This is a genomic window from Pseudarthrobacter sp. R1, assembly GCF_024494415.1.
Classification (GTDB): Bacteria; Actinomycetota; Actinomycetes; order Actinomycetales; family Micrococcaceae; genus Arthrobacter.
Window position 1 is genome coordinate 127,025 of record NZ_JAMKFI010000010.1, and the last position, 16,041, is coordinate 143,065.

11 protein-coding genes and 1 pseudogene are annotated in these 16,041 nt (G+C 64.8%); 9 read left to right on the plus strand and 3 right to left on the minus strand.

From position 1 onward, the window contains the following. Positions 1-380: 380 nt before the first annotated feature. A pseudogene (locus tag M8J71_RS20865) lies at positions 381-935 on the minus strand (pyridoxal 5'-phosphate synthase lyase subunit PdxS); the annotation flags it as partial. A gap of 311 nt (positions 936-1,246) precedes the next feature. On the opposite strand from M8J71_RS20865, the gene M8J71_RS20870 reads away from it, so the two are divergent. After that, positions 1,247-1,462, plus strand: a complete 216-nt coding sequence (locus M8J71_RS20870; protein WP_256249742.1) for a three-helix bundle dimerization domain-containing protein — start codon at positions 1,247-1,249, stop codon at positions 1,460-1,462. Positions 1,463-1,524: 62 nt separating this feature from the next. Here M8J71_RS20870 and M8J71_RS20875 read toward each other — a convergent pair whose 3' ends face one another. Continuing rightward, positions 1,525-3,060 (minus strand): alkaline phosphatase D family protein, encoded by a 1,536-nt coding sequence (locus tag M8J71_RS20875; protein ID WP_256249743.1) that lies wholly within the window; start codon positions 3,058-3,060, stop codon positions 1,525-1,527. 412 nt (positions 3,061-3,472) lie between these two features. Here M8J71_RS20875 and M8J71_RS20880 point away from each other — a divergent pair, with 412 nt between their 5' ends. The 4 genes from M8J71_RS20880 (at position 3,473) to M8J71_RS20895 (ending at position 8,608) form a co-directional block, all read left to right on the plus strand. Beyond that, positions 3,473-5,140 (plus strand): phosphodiester glycosidase family protein, encoded by a 1,668-nt coding sequence (locus tag M8J71_RS20880; protein WP_256249744.1) that lies wholly within the window; start codon positions 3,473-3,475, stop codon positions 5,138-5,140. Between the two features lie 72 nt (positions 5,141-5,212). Then, complete coding sequence (locus M8J71_RS20885; RefSeq protein WP_256249745.1) at positions 5,213-6,292, plus strand: glycerophosphodiester phosphodiesterase family protein; 1,080 nt, start codon at positions 5,213-5,215, stop codon at positions 6,290-6,292. A gap of 194 nt (positions 6,293-6,486) precedes the next feature. After that, positions 6,487-7,386, plus strand: coding sequence for a DNA/RNA non-specific endonuclease (locus M8J71_RS20890; RefSeq protein WP_256249746.1), 900 nt, complete (start codon positions 6,487-6,489; stop codon positions 7,384-7,386). 373 nt (positions 7,387-7,759) lie between these two features. Further along, positions 7,760-8,608 (plus strand): glycerophosphodiester phosphodiesterase, encoded by an 849-nt coding sequence (locus M8J71_RS20895; protein WP_256249747.1) that lies wholly within the window; start codon positions 7,760-7,762, stop codon positions 8,606-8,608. A 174-nt stretch (positions 8,609-8,782) separates the two neighbouring features. On the opposite strand, the gene M8J71_RS20900 is transcribed toward M8J71_RS20895, so the two are convergent. Further along, entirely contained in the window at positions 8,783-9,286 is a 504-nt protein-coding gene (locus M8J71_RS20900; protein WP_256249748.1) for a universal stress protein, read from the minus strand. Positions 9,287-9,310: 24 nt separating this feature from the next. Here M8J71_RS20900 and M8J71_RS23740 point away from each other — a divergent pair, with 24 nt between their 5' ends. From M8J71_RS23740 to M8J71_RS20915, 4 genes are read left to right on the plus strand one after another with little or no spacing between them, the layout of a single operon-like run. Next, positions 9,311-9,604, plus strand: a complete 294-nt coding sequence (locus tag M8J71_RS23740) for a three-helix bundle dimerization domain-containing protein (protein WP_374114878.1) — start codon at positions 9,311-9,313, stop codon at positions 9,602-9,604. A 53-nt stretch (positions 9,605-9,657) separates the two neighbouring features. Continuing rightward, positions 9,658-13,662, plus strand: a complete 4,005-nt coding sequence (locus M8J71_RS20905) for a Pls/PosA family non-ribosomal peptide synthetase (protein ID WP_374114879.1) — start codon at positions 9,658-9,660, stop codon at positions 13,660-13,662. Beyond that, the gene (locus M8J71_RS20910; RefSeq protein ID WP_256249749.1) at positions 13,659-15,080 is read left to right on the plus strand and encodes a M1 family metallopeptidase; all 1,422 of its coding nucleotides are present in this window, start codon (positions 13,659-13,661) and stop codon (positions 15,078-15,080) included. Before M8J71_RS20905 ends, M8J71_RS20910 begins: the two co-directional genes overlap by 4 nt. After that, on the plus strand, positions 15,077-15,778 hold the full coding sequence (locus M8J71_RS20915; RefSeq protein WP_256249750.1) for a 4'-phosphopantetheinyl transferase family protein: 702 nt from the start codon (positions 15,077-15,079) through the stop codon (positions 15,776-15,778). The genes M8J71_RS20910 and M8J71_RS20915 overlap by 4 nt, the downstream gene beginning before the upstream one ends. Positions 15,779-16,041 lie beyond the last annotated feature (263 nt).

Below are 16,041 nucleotides of genomic sequence, written 5' to 3' on the forward strand. Positions count from 1 at the left end.
GGCCAATCGTTCTGTGAGTCACGACCACAGCGCGGAACGGCCAGTACCAACTCTGCCAGCCAGTCCCGGACCAGCCACCCCAATCCTCACAGTCGTTCTGAACCCTCAAAACGACAGTTAGAGCTACCTACTTGGGTTAAGCGAACGACGCCGGTCCCCCACCAGAGATAGGTGAGGAACCGGCGTCGTACTTCAACAACGAAGGCGACGAGTCACTCGGCAAACGTGACTCGCCGCCGTCGCGGTTTGTTGCTCGAAGGCAGGTACTGGTCCGGCAGCTTGCGTAAAAGGGGCCCCGCGTCCCCGCTCGCCGCGAAGCGGCCTTAGCGGGACGTGGGGAATAGCAAGCAGAGGATCAGGACCTGCCGTCAGGAAGAGAACTACCAGCCGCGCTCGGCGAGCCTGTGCGGCTGGGGGATCTCGTCGACGTTGATTCCCACCATGGCTTCGCCCAGGCCGCGGGAGGCCTTGGCTATGACGTCGGGGTCGTCGAAGAAGGTGGTGGCCTTCACGACGGCGGCCGCGCGCTGGGCGGGGTTGCCGGACTTGAAGATGCCCGAGCCCACGAACACACCGTCGGCGCCGAGCTGCATCATCATGGCGGCGTCGGCCGGGGTGGCGATGCCGCCGGCGGTGAACAGCACCACCGGAAGCTTGCCGGCAGCGGCAACTTCCTTGACCAGTTCGTACGGGGCCTGCAGTTCCTTGGCCGCAACGTAGAGCTCGTCCTCGGGCAGGGCTGCAAGCTTGGCGATCTCGGAGCGGATCTGGCGCATGTGGCCTGTGGCGTTGGAGACATCACCGGTACCGGCCTCGCCCTTGGAGCGGATCATTGCCGCGCCCTCGTTGATGCGGCGCAGCGCCTCACCGAGGTTGGTGGCACCGCAGACGAAGGGAACGGTGAAGTTCCACTTGTCGATGTGGTTGACGTAGTCGCAACCAGGACCACCAGTGGAACACCAAAGGCAGCAAGGCCGGGCACCCCAGCACGCCCTCAGCCCGCAAACCACCAAAAACCGCATCCAGCGGGACCAGCGCAAGCGGATCGGTGGATCAAGGCTTAGCCTCCCGGCGTCCTCCTCCGTCGTGGAAGGGTATGAGGCAGGAGCGGGCCGCTTCTGCGCGTTGAATTGTCGGGGGTGAGATCAACTAGGGCCGAAACGCTCATTGATTACACTACAGAGAAGCCGGGACGGCGGGCGTCTTGCCCTTGACGGTCACTACGGTGCCGTCCACACTCTAGTGGATGAGTGATGACCCCAAGGAACCCCTCGTCCTGCGCCTCGTTGAACGGCTGGCTGCCAGCTATCCGGAGTTGCCCCGGGACCACATCGAGGGAGTCGTCGCAGAGGAGTACGACGTCCTGGACCACCATGCGCGTATCCGCACTTACATACCGATTTTGGTCGAACGCAGCGCATGGAACCGGCTCCACCGCGAGGGGACCCGTCTTAGCCCCTAGGCTGAGCCGGCAGATGGGTGGGGGCAGGTCTGGAGGGCCTGCCCCCACGCAGCTCGGGCCGGTCAGGCTCGTTGGGCCCCTGGTCGTCCGTTGCTGACTGCGAAGGACGCGTCAAGGACGGCCGGTGAGGTGGTGTCGGCGGCTGCGGCCACTGTGAGGTAGTCGCTTCGGAACTCCTCAGGGGTTACGGTGCAGCGGGTCCACCCGCGCTTGTCCGGATTTATGTAGCGGGTGTGCGGGTTGTTGGGCAGTGCGTTTTTGATGGACTGGGCCCAGCCGCAACCGGAGCTGATCGAAGTTCCGACGAACTCGGTGGTGACGATCTTTGAGGCCGGATCCGCGAAGTCCAGGAGGACGTCGTTGACGAAGGCGGCGTGCCAGTCACCGCTCAGGATTACTGGGTTGGCAGGGTTCTGCTGGTGAATGAAGTTGGTGAGCCTGTTGCGTGAGACGACGTAGCCGTCCCACTGGTCGTGGTTGACGGACAATACCTCGGACGGGTCGTAGTCGTACTGGGCCATCATGGTCTGCTGGGCGATAACATTCCAGCGTGCCGGGGAGGATGCGAGTCCCTGGAAGAGCCACTGTTCCTGCGCGTCCACCATGAGGGTGCGTGAGGGGTCGTAGACGTCCGGGTGCTGCGGTCCGCCGGGGAAGTTCTCGGTCAGCTGGTCAGAGCGGTACTGCCGGGTGTCCAGGACGTGGAACCTTGCCAGGTTGCCGTAGTCCAGGCCGCGGTACAGCACCATGTCCGGGCCGGTGGGCCGCTGCGGGCGGCGCAGCGGAAGGTGCTCGTAATAGGCCTGAAAAGCGTTGGCGCGAAGTTGGAGGAACCGCTGGGGTTCGTTGGAGGCCTCGTTGTCGGGCTGGGACATACCGGCGGCCCAGTTATTCTCGACTTCGTGGTCGTCGAAGGTCACGACGAAGGGGAACCTGGCGTGCGCGGCCTGCAGGTCCGGTGAGCTCTTGTACTTGGCATGGTTGTTGCGGAAGTCGGCCAGGCTCTCGTGGTTCCTGCCCTCGTAGGTGTAGTCCCCCACGTGCACCACCAGGTCAAGGTCCTCCTGCGCCATGGTGCGGTAGGCAGCGTAACGGCCGCCAGCCCACGACTGGCAGGAAGCCAGGCCGAAGGTGACTTTACCGGGGTCCGACCCTGCCGCCGGTGCCGTGCGGGTATGCCCGACTTGGCTTTCCTCGCTGCCGACGCGGAAGCGGAACCAGTAATCGGACGAAGGATTCAGGCCCACCACCTCGGCGTGGACGGAATGGGCCAGCTCGGGTGTCGCAACTTCGCTGCCGGCCTTGACGACCGTCCGGAATTCCGGGTCTGCGGCAATCTGCCAGTTCACCTGGAGTTGGTACGGCGGCATGCCGCCGCGGCCGTCAGCGGCTTGTGGCTCCGGGGCCAGGCGGGTCCAGAGGACGATACCGTCAGGGGTGGGGTCGCCTGAGGCGATTCCGAGGGTGAACGGATTCTGTGGAAACCGCGGCTCCGCCCATGCGGGGGCTGTGGAGAATCCGTAAATGGCTGCAGTCGCCGCCGCTCCGCCTGTCCAGGTGAGGAAGCGGCGACGGGATGTGGCAAGGGAAAGGGACACGATGTCTCCTGGGTGTCGGGTGATGTCCGGCCCATTCAGTCAAGGGGAATCAAGGGCGCGGTAAACCGGGGGTTAACACGCTCCAAACGTTGCCTGAGACATGGCCCAGCGGCGATCGTGGGGCCGGGCCCAGCTGTCTCCTCCGATCGCTGCCCTATCACAGCCTTCTGAAGAAGTCGCCAGTCTTCAGGTTATTTTGTGGCCATTCCCGGTTCGCGTTGAGGGAAGCTTCACCGCGCAAACTGTTGATGAGCCAGACGACCACCAAAGAGGCTTGGGCAGGGTGGCACGGATGGCTCCGTGCCCGGGTCCGCGGCCCGAGGCAGAGTTGCCGTGAACAGCCGGCGAAGACCCTGTGAACGGCGGCGTGTGGGTTGTGACACCCTCTCTCGAGGGTCCTAGCGTCGCTGTCATGATTACCCCACATCATAAAATCAGCAGAGCGGCCATCACCGCGCTGGCCATCTCCATTCCCGGTGTCTTCCTTGCCCCGGCAGGCGCCTCGACCGCCACACCCGGGGTCCCGGGAGCCCAGACCCGGCACTCCGAGCCGACACCCGCGGCGGAACTCGACCTTGGAGCCCCTGGACTGCCCGAGACACGCACCGAGACCACGCTCGCCCCGGGCCTAACACGGACCACCATCACCCGCGGAATCCCCAATACGGACTTCTTGTGGAGCGCCGAAGTCGCCGTCCCGTCCGTCTCTCCGGACCCGGATGCCCCAGCCTCAGCACTGTCAACCCAGGCGCAAGCGCAAATGGTTGCCGACAAGCTCAGCGCAGCGGGTGTTCCTGCCAGGGTCGAGCACGTCCAGTCACCCGAGCTGGCCGACGCCGGCGGGGACCTCGGCTACCGGGTCCGGGCTGGACAGTTCACCGCGAAGGCTGATGGCACCGCGACCGTCGATCAGATCAAGGCGGCCGGCTACAAGTCCTCCGTCATCTACACGGGCTGGGACGGCGATGCGGGCGCCAGCGAGGATGACCGCGGCCCCTGGAACCTGGAAGTGCTCACCATTGACCCCAAGGAATTCCGAGGTGACCTCACCTCATCGTTCGGCTCGAACCTCCAAGACCGCGAGACCACAAGCTCACTCGCCGCCGCTGCCGGTGCGCTTGCGGCACTCAACGGAGGATACTTCGTCATGGACCCAGCCGGCGGCGCCCCAGGCGATTCCGCGGGCGCGGCCGTGCTGGACGGCAAGGTCCTTAGCGAACCCGTCGGGGACCGGCCCTCCCTGGTGCTCGACAAGAACAGCACCTCCATCCAGCGCCTGCAGTGGCATGGCACCGTCACCGCTCCAAGCCACGCCGGAGAACTCCCCCTCGGCGGCCTGAATCGCGTGCCGGGGCTCATCCGCAACTGCGGCGGCACCGATGACACTCCGACGAACCTGCCGCTGCACGACTTCACCTGCACGGACGCCGACGAAATCGTCGCCTTCACCCCGGAGTACGGCCAGACGCCGTCCGGGCCTGGTCTCGAAGTCATCCTCGACGCCCACGGCACGGTGACGGCTGTGAACCACACCCGCGGCACCACGGTCCCGGCCGGCGGACAGAGCATCCAGGCCATTGGTGCGGACACGGACAAGCTCGCCGCCCTCGCCACCCCCGGCGCCAAGCTGAAAATCGACACGGACCTGCTCGACGAAAGCGGAAAGACCCTGAAGACCGGGGCCACCACCGACGTCGTCAACGGCGGCCCCACCCTGGTCGAAAACGGCCAGCTGAACGTCACGGCCCGGCGCGACGGAATGGTCCGCACCAACGACAGCAACAGCTTCTTCTACGGCTGGGTCCACAAGCGCAACCCCCGCACCATCGCCGGCACCGACGCCCAGGGCCGCACCCTGCTCGTCACCGCCGACGGCCGCCAGACCACCAGTCTTGGGCTCAGCATCAAGGAATCCGCTGACGTCGCCCGCTCCCTGGGCATGGTCAATGCCATCAACCTGGACGGCGGCGGATCCACCACTATGGTCCAGGGTGGCCAGGTCGTAAACTCGCCCTCCGATGCCACCGGCGAACGCCCCATCGGAGACGCCCTCCTGGTCCTGCCCGGACGCAAGAACTAACTAAGCCCCACCCCTCTCCCCGGCGCGGCAAATACCTGCCGGGCCAATCCCGAACATCACTCTGGAGACACCATGAAGTACACGAAGCTGCTAACCGCGGCCGTCCTCACCGCGGGCCTTACCCTGGGAACAACACTCTCGGCGCAGGCAGCCGACACCAACCCCAACGGCACGGACAACCACTTCGACCTGCAGGCACACCGCGGCGGGCTCGGCCTCACCGTCGAATCCACCCTGGCATCCTTTGCGAAAGGCCTTGAGACGGGTGTCAGCACCCTTGAGCTCGACCTCCAGATCACCAAGGACGGCCGGGAAGTTGTCACCCACGACCGCAGGATCAGCGGGCAGAAATGCCAGGACACCGCCCCCGTCACTGCAGGAGACGCGCAGTTCCCGTACGTCGGCAAGTACATCAAGGACCTCACCTTCAACCAGGTCCGCAGCCTGGACTGCGGCTCCCTGACCCTGTCCAATTACCCTGGCCAGCAGGCCTCCCCTGACGCCAAGATGCCGACCCTGGCCGAAGTCTTCGACCTGGCCAAGCAGTACCGGGCCAGCCAGGTGAAGTTCAACATCGAAACCAAGGTCGAAGCCGGCGCCCCCGAGCAGACCGCACCACGCGAGCAGTTCGTTGACGTTGCCATCCGCGAGATCAAGGCCGCCAACATGCAGCACCGCGTTTCCATCCAGAGCTTTGACTGGGGCGCCCTCCGCCTCGTGCAGGAACGCGAGCCCGGCATGCGCACCGTCGCCCTCACCAACAAGGACTTCCTGCAGGCCGGGCAGCCCGGCGCTTCACCCTGGCTCGGAGGGATCGACTCGGACGACTTCGGCGGTGACCTCGTGGACGCAGCCGCTTCCCTCGGCGTTGACGCCATCTCCCCCGTCCACGGCACACCCCAGAACGGCACCGTCACCGACCCCGGCTACACCCCTTACGTCACCACTGACATGGTGAACCGCGCCCACGCCAAGGGCCTGCAGGTGATTCCGTGGACCGTGAATGACCAGGCCACCATGCGCGCGCTCATGGATACAGGAGTAGACGGGATCATCACCGACTACCCAGACCGGCTGCGGGACGTCATGGCGGAGCGGTCCCTGAAGCTGCCCAAGCAGTACACGCTGGAACCTGGCGCATCAACCAGCTAACCGGACCAACCAATTGGGCGGCCCCGCTCCCAGTTCAACGGGACAGGGGCCGTCCCGTTTCCATCTTTCACGCCATGGCCGGCATCCGACGGAACGGCCCGCTCGTACTGCTGATCTCGCTTCGGGGTGGGCAAACACCAACTCCCAAGGCACTCGTTCACCCTGCAGTCATATGCCGCTGGTAGGGTCCGGGCATGAATGAACTCATGACGGACCAAACGGCAGCAGTTGCCGCCCGGAATCTGGTCGGCCGTGCCGGGTACGACCCCGGCTTCCTCGGAGCCCCGGTCCCCATCCCCGCGCTGCCCGCGGTGAAGACTGTCCTGCTGCCCTACACGCATTTCTCAGTCATGATGCGCCCGGACAAGCGGCTTGCCGCGGTGACAGCCCTGGCCATGGATGGCAAGAAGCTGATGGACCTGGACCGGTCCGGCATCGCGTGGCGGCTGGATCCGCGCCTGCCGGAGGACCAGCAGACCGGTGAACGCGTATACGCACGCAATGACCTGGACCGGGGCCACCTGGTCCGCCGTGCTTCCGCCGTCTGGGGTGACACCCGGGCCGAAGCCGCCCAGGCCAACGAGGACACCTTCTACTACACGAACGCGGCCCCACAGGCGGCCAAGTTCAACCAAGGCATGGAACTTTGGCTGGGGCTGGAGTCATACCTGCAGGAGAACGCCGCTGACAACAGCCGACGGATCGTCGTGTTCACCGGCCCTATCTTCGGAGACACCGACCCCGTCTACCGCGGCGTGGACATCCCGCTGCGCTTCTTCAAGGTCGCCGCCTTTTTGCACCACGGTGAACTGGCTGCCACAGGCTACGTCGTGGACCAGACACCCCAGCTGACTGACCTGGCAGAGATTCGCCGCCCAAGTGCCATCGATGACGCTCCCCCGCTGGGGCCTTTCCGGACGTTCCAGGTACCCATCAGGGATATCGTCGCCCTCACCGCGCTGGACCTGGACCAGCTCACGGCTGCCGACAGGATGCCGATCGCGGCGGCCCTGCCCAGGGCCAGGGTGACCTCCACATGGCGGGAACTGCACTCCGCAGAAGACTTGGACCTGGACTTCGACCTGGGCGAGTAACGGGACCGGGGCTACCACATTGATTGCGGAAGTGGGCGGGTTCCCACCCCTGCACCACTAGTTATAAGGAGCCAGGAGGGAGCCGAGGGGCTGCGGCTGGGCGCTGTGCCACTTACTTGAGCGTTGGCCTACCTATCTCTGGACGCGTCCAGAGATCCGTGCCGCTATGCGTAGGCCACGTCAGGTGGTATGAGACGCTGGCCTTCAGAACTCTAACAGGGAAGTTTCCTCAAGGTTCCGGAGTAAGACACCATCAGCAGTGCCGCCTGTCCTTCCGCTAATCCATCAGGATCGGCGGTGATGGCGGCAAGAGTTTGAGCGGCGTTAAGCCCGTTCGTCCCGCCTTGTTGATTTGCGTCGGTAGTTTCTGGCTGTGACCAACCAACAGGTGTCAGCTCTGCAGCGCAAAGACATTCTTCCCTGTGACCTGGACGAGCACCGGTACGGTGCATCCGAGCGGCACTTCGCAGTCGTGGGACATCGTGGCGTGATGGCTCTGGCTCCGGAGAACAGCGCCTACTCCTTCGCACTGGCAGAGACCATGGGGGTGGATGAGATAGAACTGGACGTACGGCTGACCGCCGACGGGATTCCTATCGTCCTGCATGATCCAACACTGGAACGACTCGCAGCCGCGGCTGGAGTCTCCGTCCGGACACCGGTCGACCGGCTTTCTTTGGCTCAATGCCTTGACGTTCCCCTCGATTCAGGCCAACCAGTCATGAAGTTCACAGAAGTTCTCGAACTCACCAATATGCCCCTGCAAGTTGAAATCAAGGACCCCGCCGCTGTGGTTTCCTTGGCAGACATACTCCTTGGCAGCGCCCACCTGGGCCGCATTAAGTTCTCCAGCTTCCTTCCCAAAGCGTTACACCTTCTGGCCCTGCACCTACCTGCTATACCGCGGGGATTGATCGTCGACACTTTTCCTGCCAACACCGTCAAGCAAGAAGAACTCGACTACCTTCTTGACCTCTCCGGTGCGACAACCCTATACACAGGATTCGACAACCTGACCCCCGTGCACGTGACTCGCCTACACATGGCAGGCATCGAGGTCCATGTCTGGCCCCTGAGATGCCAAAGGGACCTTGATCAGGCGCTGGAACTGAACGCCGATGGCGGAACAGCCGATGACCCAGGACAGGCCAGACAATGGCTGCATACGACTCGAACTCGCGCCGCCGCAGCGGCTGTGGTTGGCGCGCCTGCTCATGGGTGACGGGTGAGCAGCACGTTTCGGTTACCTCAATAAGGCTGGCCCTGAGGATCCGACCCCTACCCCGGGCAAGCGGCGGGGATGGCTTCGATGACATCGGCAGTTCCGGTCCTCAGGGCCGCGCCCCGGGCGGTCGCCAGGGACGAACTGGGCCTGTGACGGACTTGGACAGGAAGCTCAGCATTCGCGGACAACGACCACCGGCCTGTCCTGTACCTGGATGAGTTTGTCCGCCACCGTACCCTCCATAATCCTGCTGAGTTTGGCGAGGAGACCTGGCCGCCCGTTCCCGACCATGAGCAAGCTGGCGCCAGTGCTCGCAGCCAGTCGCGCCAGTGCGGAGCTGACGTCGCCGTGAAGTTCCCGGAAGGACCACGCTGTTCCGTCAGGGCCCAGAAGACCGGTGATACGCGAACGCACCTCATTGGCGGGGTAGAGCGCCTCTTCGTTGACAACAGGATCAAGCGAAAGCGCTGTACGGATCCGTTGAGGTTCCCATTCCGTAAGAACACTGGACGGGTCCACGAAGGCACAAACAAGGTGGATGTTAAGATCAGCGGCCAGCTCTGCACCTGCGTAGACGAGCAACGGCGGCACCGACCATGGGACCCCCAGAATCAGCGACCCTGCGTAAGCCATGCCGGCGCCCAGACTGGCGGAAAAGTGTTTGTATGCATCCATGCTCCCTGACTGCATTCAGCATTCGTGCTCACGCACGCTACCCTGATCGAATTCAAGCATGCCCCGGGGCTGCGGCCCCTCAAATGTGAACCTGCGGGTCAGTATTCACCGGATGTTCACCGCAGTTATCCGGAAACCCCGAGGGCATACATCCAAGGTATTGTCGCTGCCAATTACGACACCTTGGGCCATGCCCGCATCCGCAGCTACATACCGATGCTGGTGGAACGCAGTGCCTGGAACCGGCTCCACCGGGAGACCTTCCACCCGGCCACCAAGCTAATGATCGGCACCAGAGCCTTTTCCAGGCGAAAGTAAATGGCCGCGATGCTGTTCATCGTCCGTTCACTCCGGCCAAGTAACTTTGGCCGGTGAATGTTTCTGATCTGACTGAACCAGCAGGGAAGCAGGCAGTATCCGTAGAGAACACCGGCGGGCAGGCTCCCGGACACGATGGGCGTGCGGGGGCGTACTTGCCGCAGCTGGCTGCCGCCGGGAAAGCTGCACCGCCGCGGACCCTTGTCCAGGTCTTTGAGGAAACGGCCCGGCAGTTCCCCGATGCTTCCGCCCTGGACGACGGAAGGGTCTCCCTGAGCTATGCAGACCTCCACGCCGCCGCGAAGGAGTATGCCCGGCGCCTGCACAGCAACGGGATCGGAGCCGGCGACAAAGTTGGAATCCGCATCCCGTCGGGCACCAACGAGCTGTATGTAGCCATCCTCGCCACACTGCTGGTGGGTGCAGCCTACGTGCCGGTTGACGCGGACGACCCTGAAGAGCGGGCTGCCCTCGTATTCGAAGAAGCCGGAGTGGCGGCCATCCTCCGCGCCGGTGACATCTTCAACGCAGTGAGGGAGGCTCCCTTCCCGGCACCCCGGCAACCCGGGGTTGAGGATGACGCCTGGGTCATTTTCACGTCCGGTTCCACAGGCAAACCCAAGGGCGTAGCGGTGACACACCGGTCAGCTGCCGCCTTCGTTGACGCCGAAGCCAGACTGTTCCTTCCGGACCATCCAATCAACTCCTCGGACCGCGTCCTGGCGGGACTGTCGGTCGCCTTCGATGCATCCTGCGAGGAGATGTGGCTGGCTTGGCGGAACGGCGCCTGCCTGGTGCCTGCCCCGCGGTCCCTGGTGCGCACCGGGATGGATCTCGGCCCGTGGCTGATCACGAACGGGATCACCGTCGTGTCCACCGTTCCCACCCTCGCTGGGCTGTGGCCGGCCGAATCGCTGGATGCGGTCAGGCTCCTGATCTTCGGCGGCGAGGCCTGCCCGCCCGAGCTGGCAGCGCGGCTTGCCGTGGACGAACGCGAGGTCTGGAACACTTACGGGCCCACCGAGGCCACCGTCGTGGCTTGCGCGGCACGGATGGACGGAGTCGGTCCCGTCCGGATCGGCCTGCCCCTGGACGGGTGGGACCTCGCCGTCGTCGACGCCGCCGGCGTTCCCGTGGACGAGGGGCAGACCGGAGAACTGATCATCGGCGGTATTGGCCTTGCCCGCTACCTGGACCCGGCCAAGGACGCGGAGAAGTATGCGCCTATGCACACGCTGGGATGGGCCCGCGCCTACCGCAGCGGGGACCTTGTACGGTACGAGGCTGAAGGCCTAGTCTTTGTGGGCCGGGCCGATGAGCAGGTGAAACTCGGTGGGCGCCGGATCGAACTGGGCGAAATCGACGCCGCGCTGCAGTCCCTGCCCGGCATCCAGGGGGCGGCGTCCGCGGTCCAAAGCACCGCTGCCGGGAACCAGATCCTCGTGGGGTACCTGGTGCCGGCGCCAGACACTTCCCCCGACCTTGACCAATTACGGAACCAGCTGGCAGCCCGGCTTCCCGCGGCCCTCATTCCCCTGCTGGCCGTCCTCGACAGCCTCCCGGTGAAGACCAGCGGCAAAGTGGACCGCCAGGCGTTGCCATGGCCACTGGCGCCAACGTCCGCAAATGAACGTGCGGCGCCGGATCTGGATGGGCCGTCGGTCTGGATCGCTGAGCAGTGGGCGGCGGTTCTGGGGACTTCACCGGACAACCGGGACGCTGACTTCTTCGCCTACGGTGGCAGCAGCCTTGCCGCCGCCCGGCTGGTATCCGCCCTGCGGGTGCGCTACCCCACCATCACCGTGGCCGACGTTTACGCCCGCCCGCGGCTTGGCGCACTGATTGATCTCGCCCGGCTTTCACCGCACGACGGCGAAGGGACGGCCTCTGAGCGGCTGGAACGTTCAGTGCGGCCAACCGCGCGGAGATCGCAGATCTTCCAGATCGCGGCCGGGCTGCCCCTGCACGTGCTGGTGGCAATGCGCTGGCTGACGTACCTGATGATCATCAACAACGTCCTCGCCTCGTGGGGGATCCTGGGCGCCGCCCCGACCGTGTCCTGGTGGTGGGTGCTGGTGTCCTGGCTGGTCTTTGTAAATCCGCTCGGCCGTATGGCTATCTCCGTGGCGGCCGCCCGCCTCCTGCTCCACGACGTCGTTCCCGGCAGTTATCCGCGGTCCGGGAAGGTGCACCTGAGGCTATGGCTCGCAGAACAGATCGCGGCCCTGTCCGGGGCGGTCAGCCTGGCCGGCGCCCCATGGGTTCCGTACTACGCCCGGGCCTTGGGCGCCAAGGTCGGTAAGGATGTTGACCTCCATTCCATCCCGCCTGTGACGGGAATGCTGAGCCTTGGAACGGGCTGCTCGATCGAACCCGAGGTTGATCTTTCGGGTTGGTGGATCGACGGCGACCTGGTCCATATCGGACATGTCCGGGTGGGCCCCCGCGCAACGGTCGGTTCACGGAGCACCCTGATGCCGGGGGCGCGCATCGGCGCTGGAGCAGAAGTTGCCCCTGGCTCGGCCGTCCTGGGCAAGGTCAAGGCGAACCAGCGATATGCCGGCTCGCCTGCGCAGCGCCTCGGCAAAGCACAACAGGACTGGCCTGCCCGCCCAGCGTCCGGGCTGAAGTCAGTGCTTTCGTTCGGCGCCTACGCCGTGGCCGCAGCAGCGCTGGCGCTCATCCCTTTCGTGTCCGCAGCACTTGGCGCCCTTCCGTTGATCGCCGCCGTCAAGGGCCAGCAGTCCCTGTTCTCGTCGTGGCCGGAGCTGCTGGGGGCTCTGCCCGCCGCAGCCATCATCTGGTTCCTGTCCAACATGGTCCTGACGGCCGCCGTCGTCCGTCTGCTCGGCCTGGGACTCACCGAAGGCCACTACCGCGTCCGCAGCTTCACCGGCTGGCGGGTGTGGGCCACCGAGCGCGTCCTGGACATGGCTAGGGACCTGCTCTTTCCCCTCTATGCAAGCCTGTTCACGCCGGTCTGGTTGCGGCTGTTGGGGGCAAAAGTGGGCCGGAACGTTGAAGCATCCACAGTGCTCCTGCTGCCTTCCATGACTACGGTGGGCGACGGCGCGTTCCTGGCTGACGACACCATGATTGCGTCCTACGAGCTTGGCGGCGGGTGGATGAGGATCGCTCCTGCAAAGATCGGAAAACGGGCGTTCTTAGGGAATTCGGGCATGACCGGAGCAGGCCGCAGCGTGCCAAAGAATTCCCTGGTGGCTGTGCTGTCCGCCACGCCCGCGAAAGCGAAATCGGGGACGTCCTGGCTGGGTAGCCCGCCGGTGCGTCTCCGCCGCGCACGGATGGAAGTTGACCAGAGCCTGACCTATGACCCTCCTTTGAGGCTGAAGGTTTACCGCGCCTGCTGGGAACTGTGCCGTGCTGTCCCCGTCATCCTCACCGCAGCCATAGCCGTCGCCCTACTCGCGGTTCTGGACCTGATAGCCGGCACCGCCGGGTATGCCGCCGCCGCTGCGTTGGGGGCGCCCGTGATGCTCGCAGCCGGAGGTGTTGCCGCGGCAAGCTCGGTAGCCGCCAAGTGGCTGCTCGTTGGGAAGATCGGTGCACGGGAGCACCCCCTGTGGAGTTCATTCATCTGGCGCAACGAGGTGGTGGATACCTTCATCGAAATGGTCACGGCTCCTTGGTTCGCGCGTGCTGCTGCGGGCACCCCTGCCCTTGTCTGGTGGCTGAGGGGCCTCGGTGCCAAGATCGGCTCCGGTGCCTGGTGCGAAAGCTACTGGCTGCCGGAAGCGGACCTGGTCACGTTGGGTGAGAACTCCACCGTGAACCGGGGCTGCGTCATCCAGACCCACCTCTTCCACGACCGGGTGATGAGCATCGACACCGTTACGCTTGAAGCCGGGGCCACCATGGGCCCACACGGAGTCATCCTGCCGGCAGCCCGGATCGGTGCCGGCGGAACGGTCGGTCCCGCATCCCTGGTGATGCGCGGCGAGACCGTTCCTGCGGCCAGCTACTGGATTGGGAATCCGGTCAGCCCATGGGCGTCCCCGGCCGCAGCCGTTCCCGCACGAGAGGCCCAGCTACAGTGACCGTACCCCAGGAACACGTACCCGGCGCAGCAGGCGGGGCGCGGACGTCCGCATCCTCCAGTCCGCTGCCGGATCTTTACACGCCGGGGCACGGGTCCGCAGACTACCGGGTCTCCCGCTACGAGCTGTATCTCGACTACCGTGTTTCCACGAACCGGCTCTCCGGCCACGCCGCCATCACAGCACGCTCCAACGTTGACGTAGCGGCCCTCACCCTGAACCTGGCCGGGCTTCGAGTGCTGAAGGTTCAACTGGACGGACAGCGCGTCCGGAGATTCAGCCAGCGGGGAAACCAGCTCATCATCATCCCGGAACGTCCGTTGAGTGCCGGCAGCGACTTCAGCCTCGACATCCGGTACGAGGGCACGCCCGGCCCCCTGCGCGGCAACTGGGGTGACATCGGCTGGGAAGAGCTCACTGACGGAGTGCTTGTAGCCGGGCAACCCACCGGCGCGCCGTCCTGGTTTCCCTGCAACGACCATCCCAGCCAGAAAGCCAGCTTCGGGTACACCATCACCACAGAGGCCAATTACAGGGTGATCTGCAACGGTGTACTGGTCTCACGCCATGCCAAGGCCAGCCGTGAAACCTGGGTCTTTGAACAGTCCGAACCCATGGCAACCTATTTGGCAACAGTGCAGATCGGCCGCTATGACCTTCGTCCCCTGACCTTTCAGCCTCATTCTCCCGCCCACCGCGCTGCCATCCAGGGTGACGGTGGTTACCGCCCTGTCCCACAGTTCGTGGCCGGGTCCCCGGCGATCATGGCCACCGCCGCCACCGCCATCGGCCGGCAAGGCCAGATGATGGAGACCTTCGAGACCTGCTTCGGCCCGTACCCGTTCGCCAGCTACACCGTCGTTGTGGCGGATGACGATCTCGAAATCCCCCTGGAGGCCCAGTCGCTGTCTGTTTTCGGTACCAACCACCTCAACCAGCAATGGGATGCCCAGCGGCTCATTGCCCATGAACTGGCCCATCAGTGGTTCGGAAACTCCCTGACGGTCAAGGCCTGGGCTGACATCTGGTTGCACGAGGGGTTCGCCTGCTACGCCGAGTGGATTTGGTCCGAGGCGTCCGGAAACACCACGGCACAGCAAAGGGCACAGTGCGCCTGGCAGAGACTCTCGTCCCAGGCGCAGGATTTGCTGGTGGGTGACCCCTCACCGGAGCTGATGTTCGATGACCGCGTCTACAAACGCGGCGCCCTTGCCCTCCATGCTTTGCGGCACGCCACCGGGGATGCGCTCTTCTTCGAACTCCTCAGAACGTGGACGCACCGTTACCGCTTTGGCAGCGTCACCACAACTGATTTCATGGACACAGCCGATCAGGTCTGCATTGAACTCCCCGGATTCAACGCCCGCGCCGTCCTGAACCCTTGGCTCTACGAGCCGGCACTTCCCCCGCTCCCATGACGCCGCCAGGTCAGAGGGTCTCGCTGGCGGCCGTTCGGTTGTCCGACGTCGACCTGGGCCTGGTGCATCTGCTGGAGGAATCTGAGCTGGCCAGGTCCACAACATTCCGTTCCCCCACCCGGCGGGATGCATTCACGGCGGGCCGGATTGCGCTGCGCCTGCACATCAGTGCACTCACCGGAGACAGCCCAAAGTCCCTCAAGGCCGACTACTTCTGTCCAGTCTGTAGCAATCCAACCGACCCGGGACACGGGATCCCCCGGTATCAGCTCCCTTCCTCCAACGCCCGTCTTCGCGTCAGCCTCAGCCGGTCCGGGAACTGGTGCCTATTGGCCGCCAGCCTTAACCACGGTATCGCCGCCATCGGTGTGGATATCGAGAACGGAGCCGCAGCAGACTTTGACGGGTTCGCGTCGCTGGCGATGACAGCCAATGAGCGTGGCCTGCTGCAAAAAGCGCCCCCCGCGATGACGGCCAAACTCCAAACCCGCCTCTGGGTCCGCAAGGAAGCCGTCCTGAAAGCTCTAGGGACGGGCCTGGCAACGGCCCCTTCCCTAATTGACGTGTCCGCGCTAACCCCTGCAGGAGTGCGCGGGCCCGCGCTATGGAAGGTGGAAGATATTGGCCCCGCCAGTGTCGGTCTTCCGGAAGACTTTGTTGCCTCGATCGCTACCCGGCAACGGGGCGACGCCCAGTAAAACTGGCCCGGTCCGGCAATCCCTGCTGCTGGCTGTGCGGGGCCCGTTTCTCCGGGGCGCCGGAGTTCTACTGCCTCCGGACCAGTTTGAGGGCGAGGCCGGCGAGCTGTTCGGCACCGCGCCGTGTGCCGGTTATTCGACGGTGACGCTCTTGGCGAGGTTGCGGGGCTGGTCCACGTCGTAGCCCTTGGCTGCGGCGAGTTCCGCGGCGAAGATCTGCAGCGGGACGGTGGTCAGCAGCGGCATCAGCAGGGTGGGGGTTT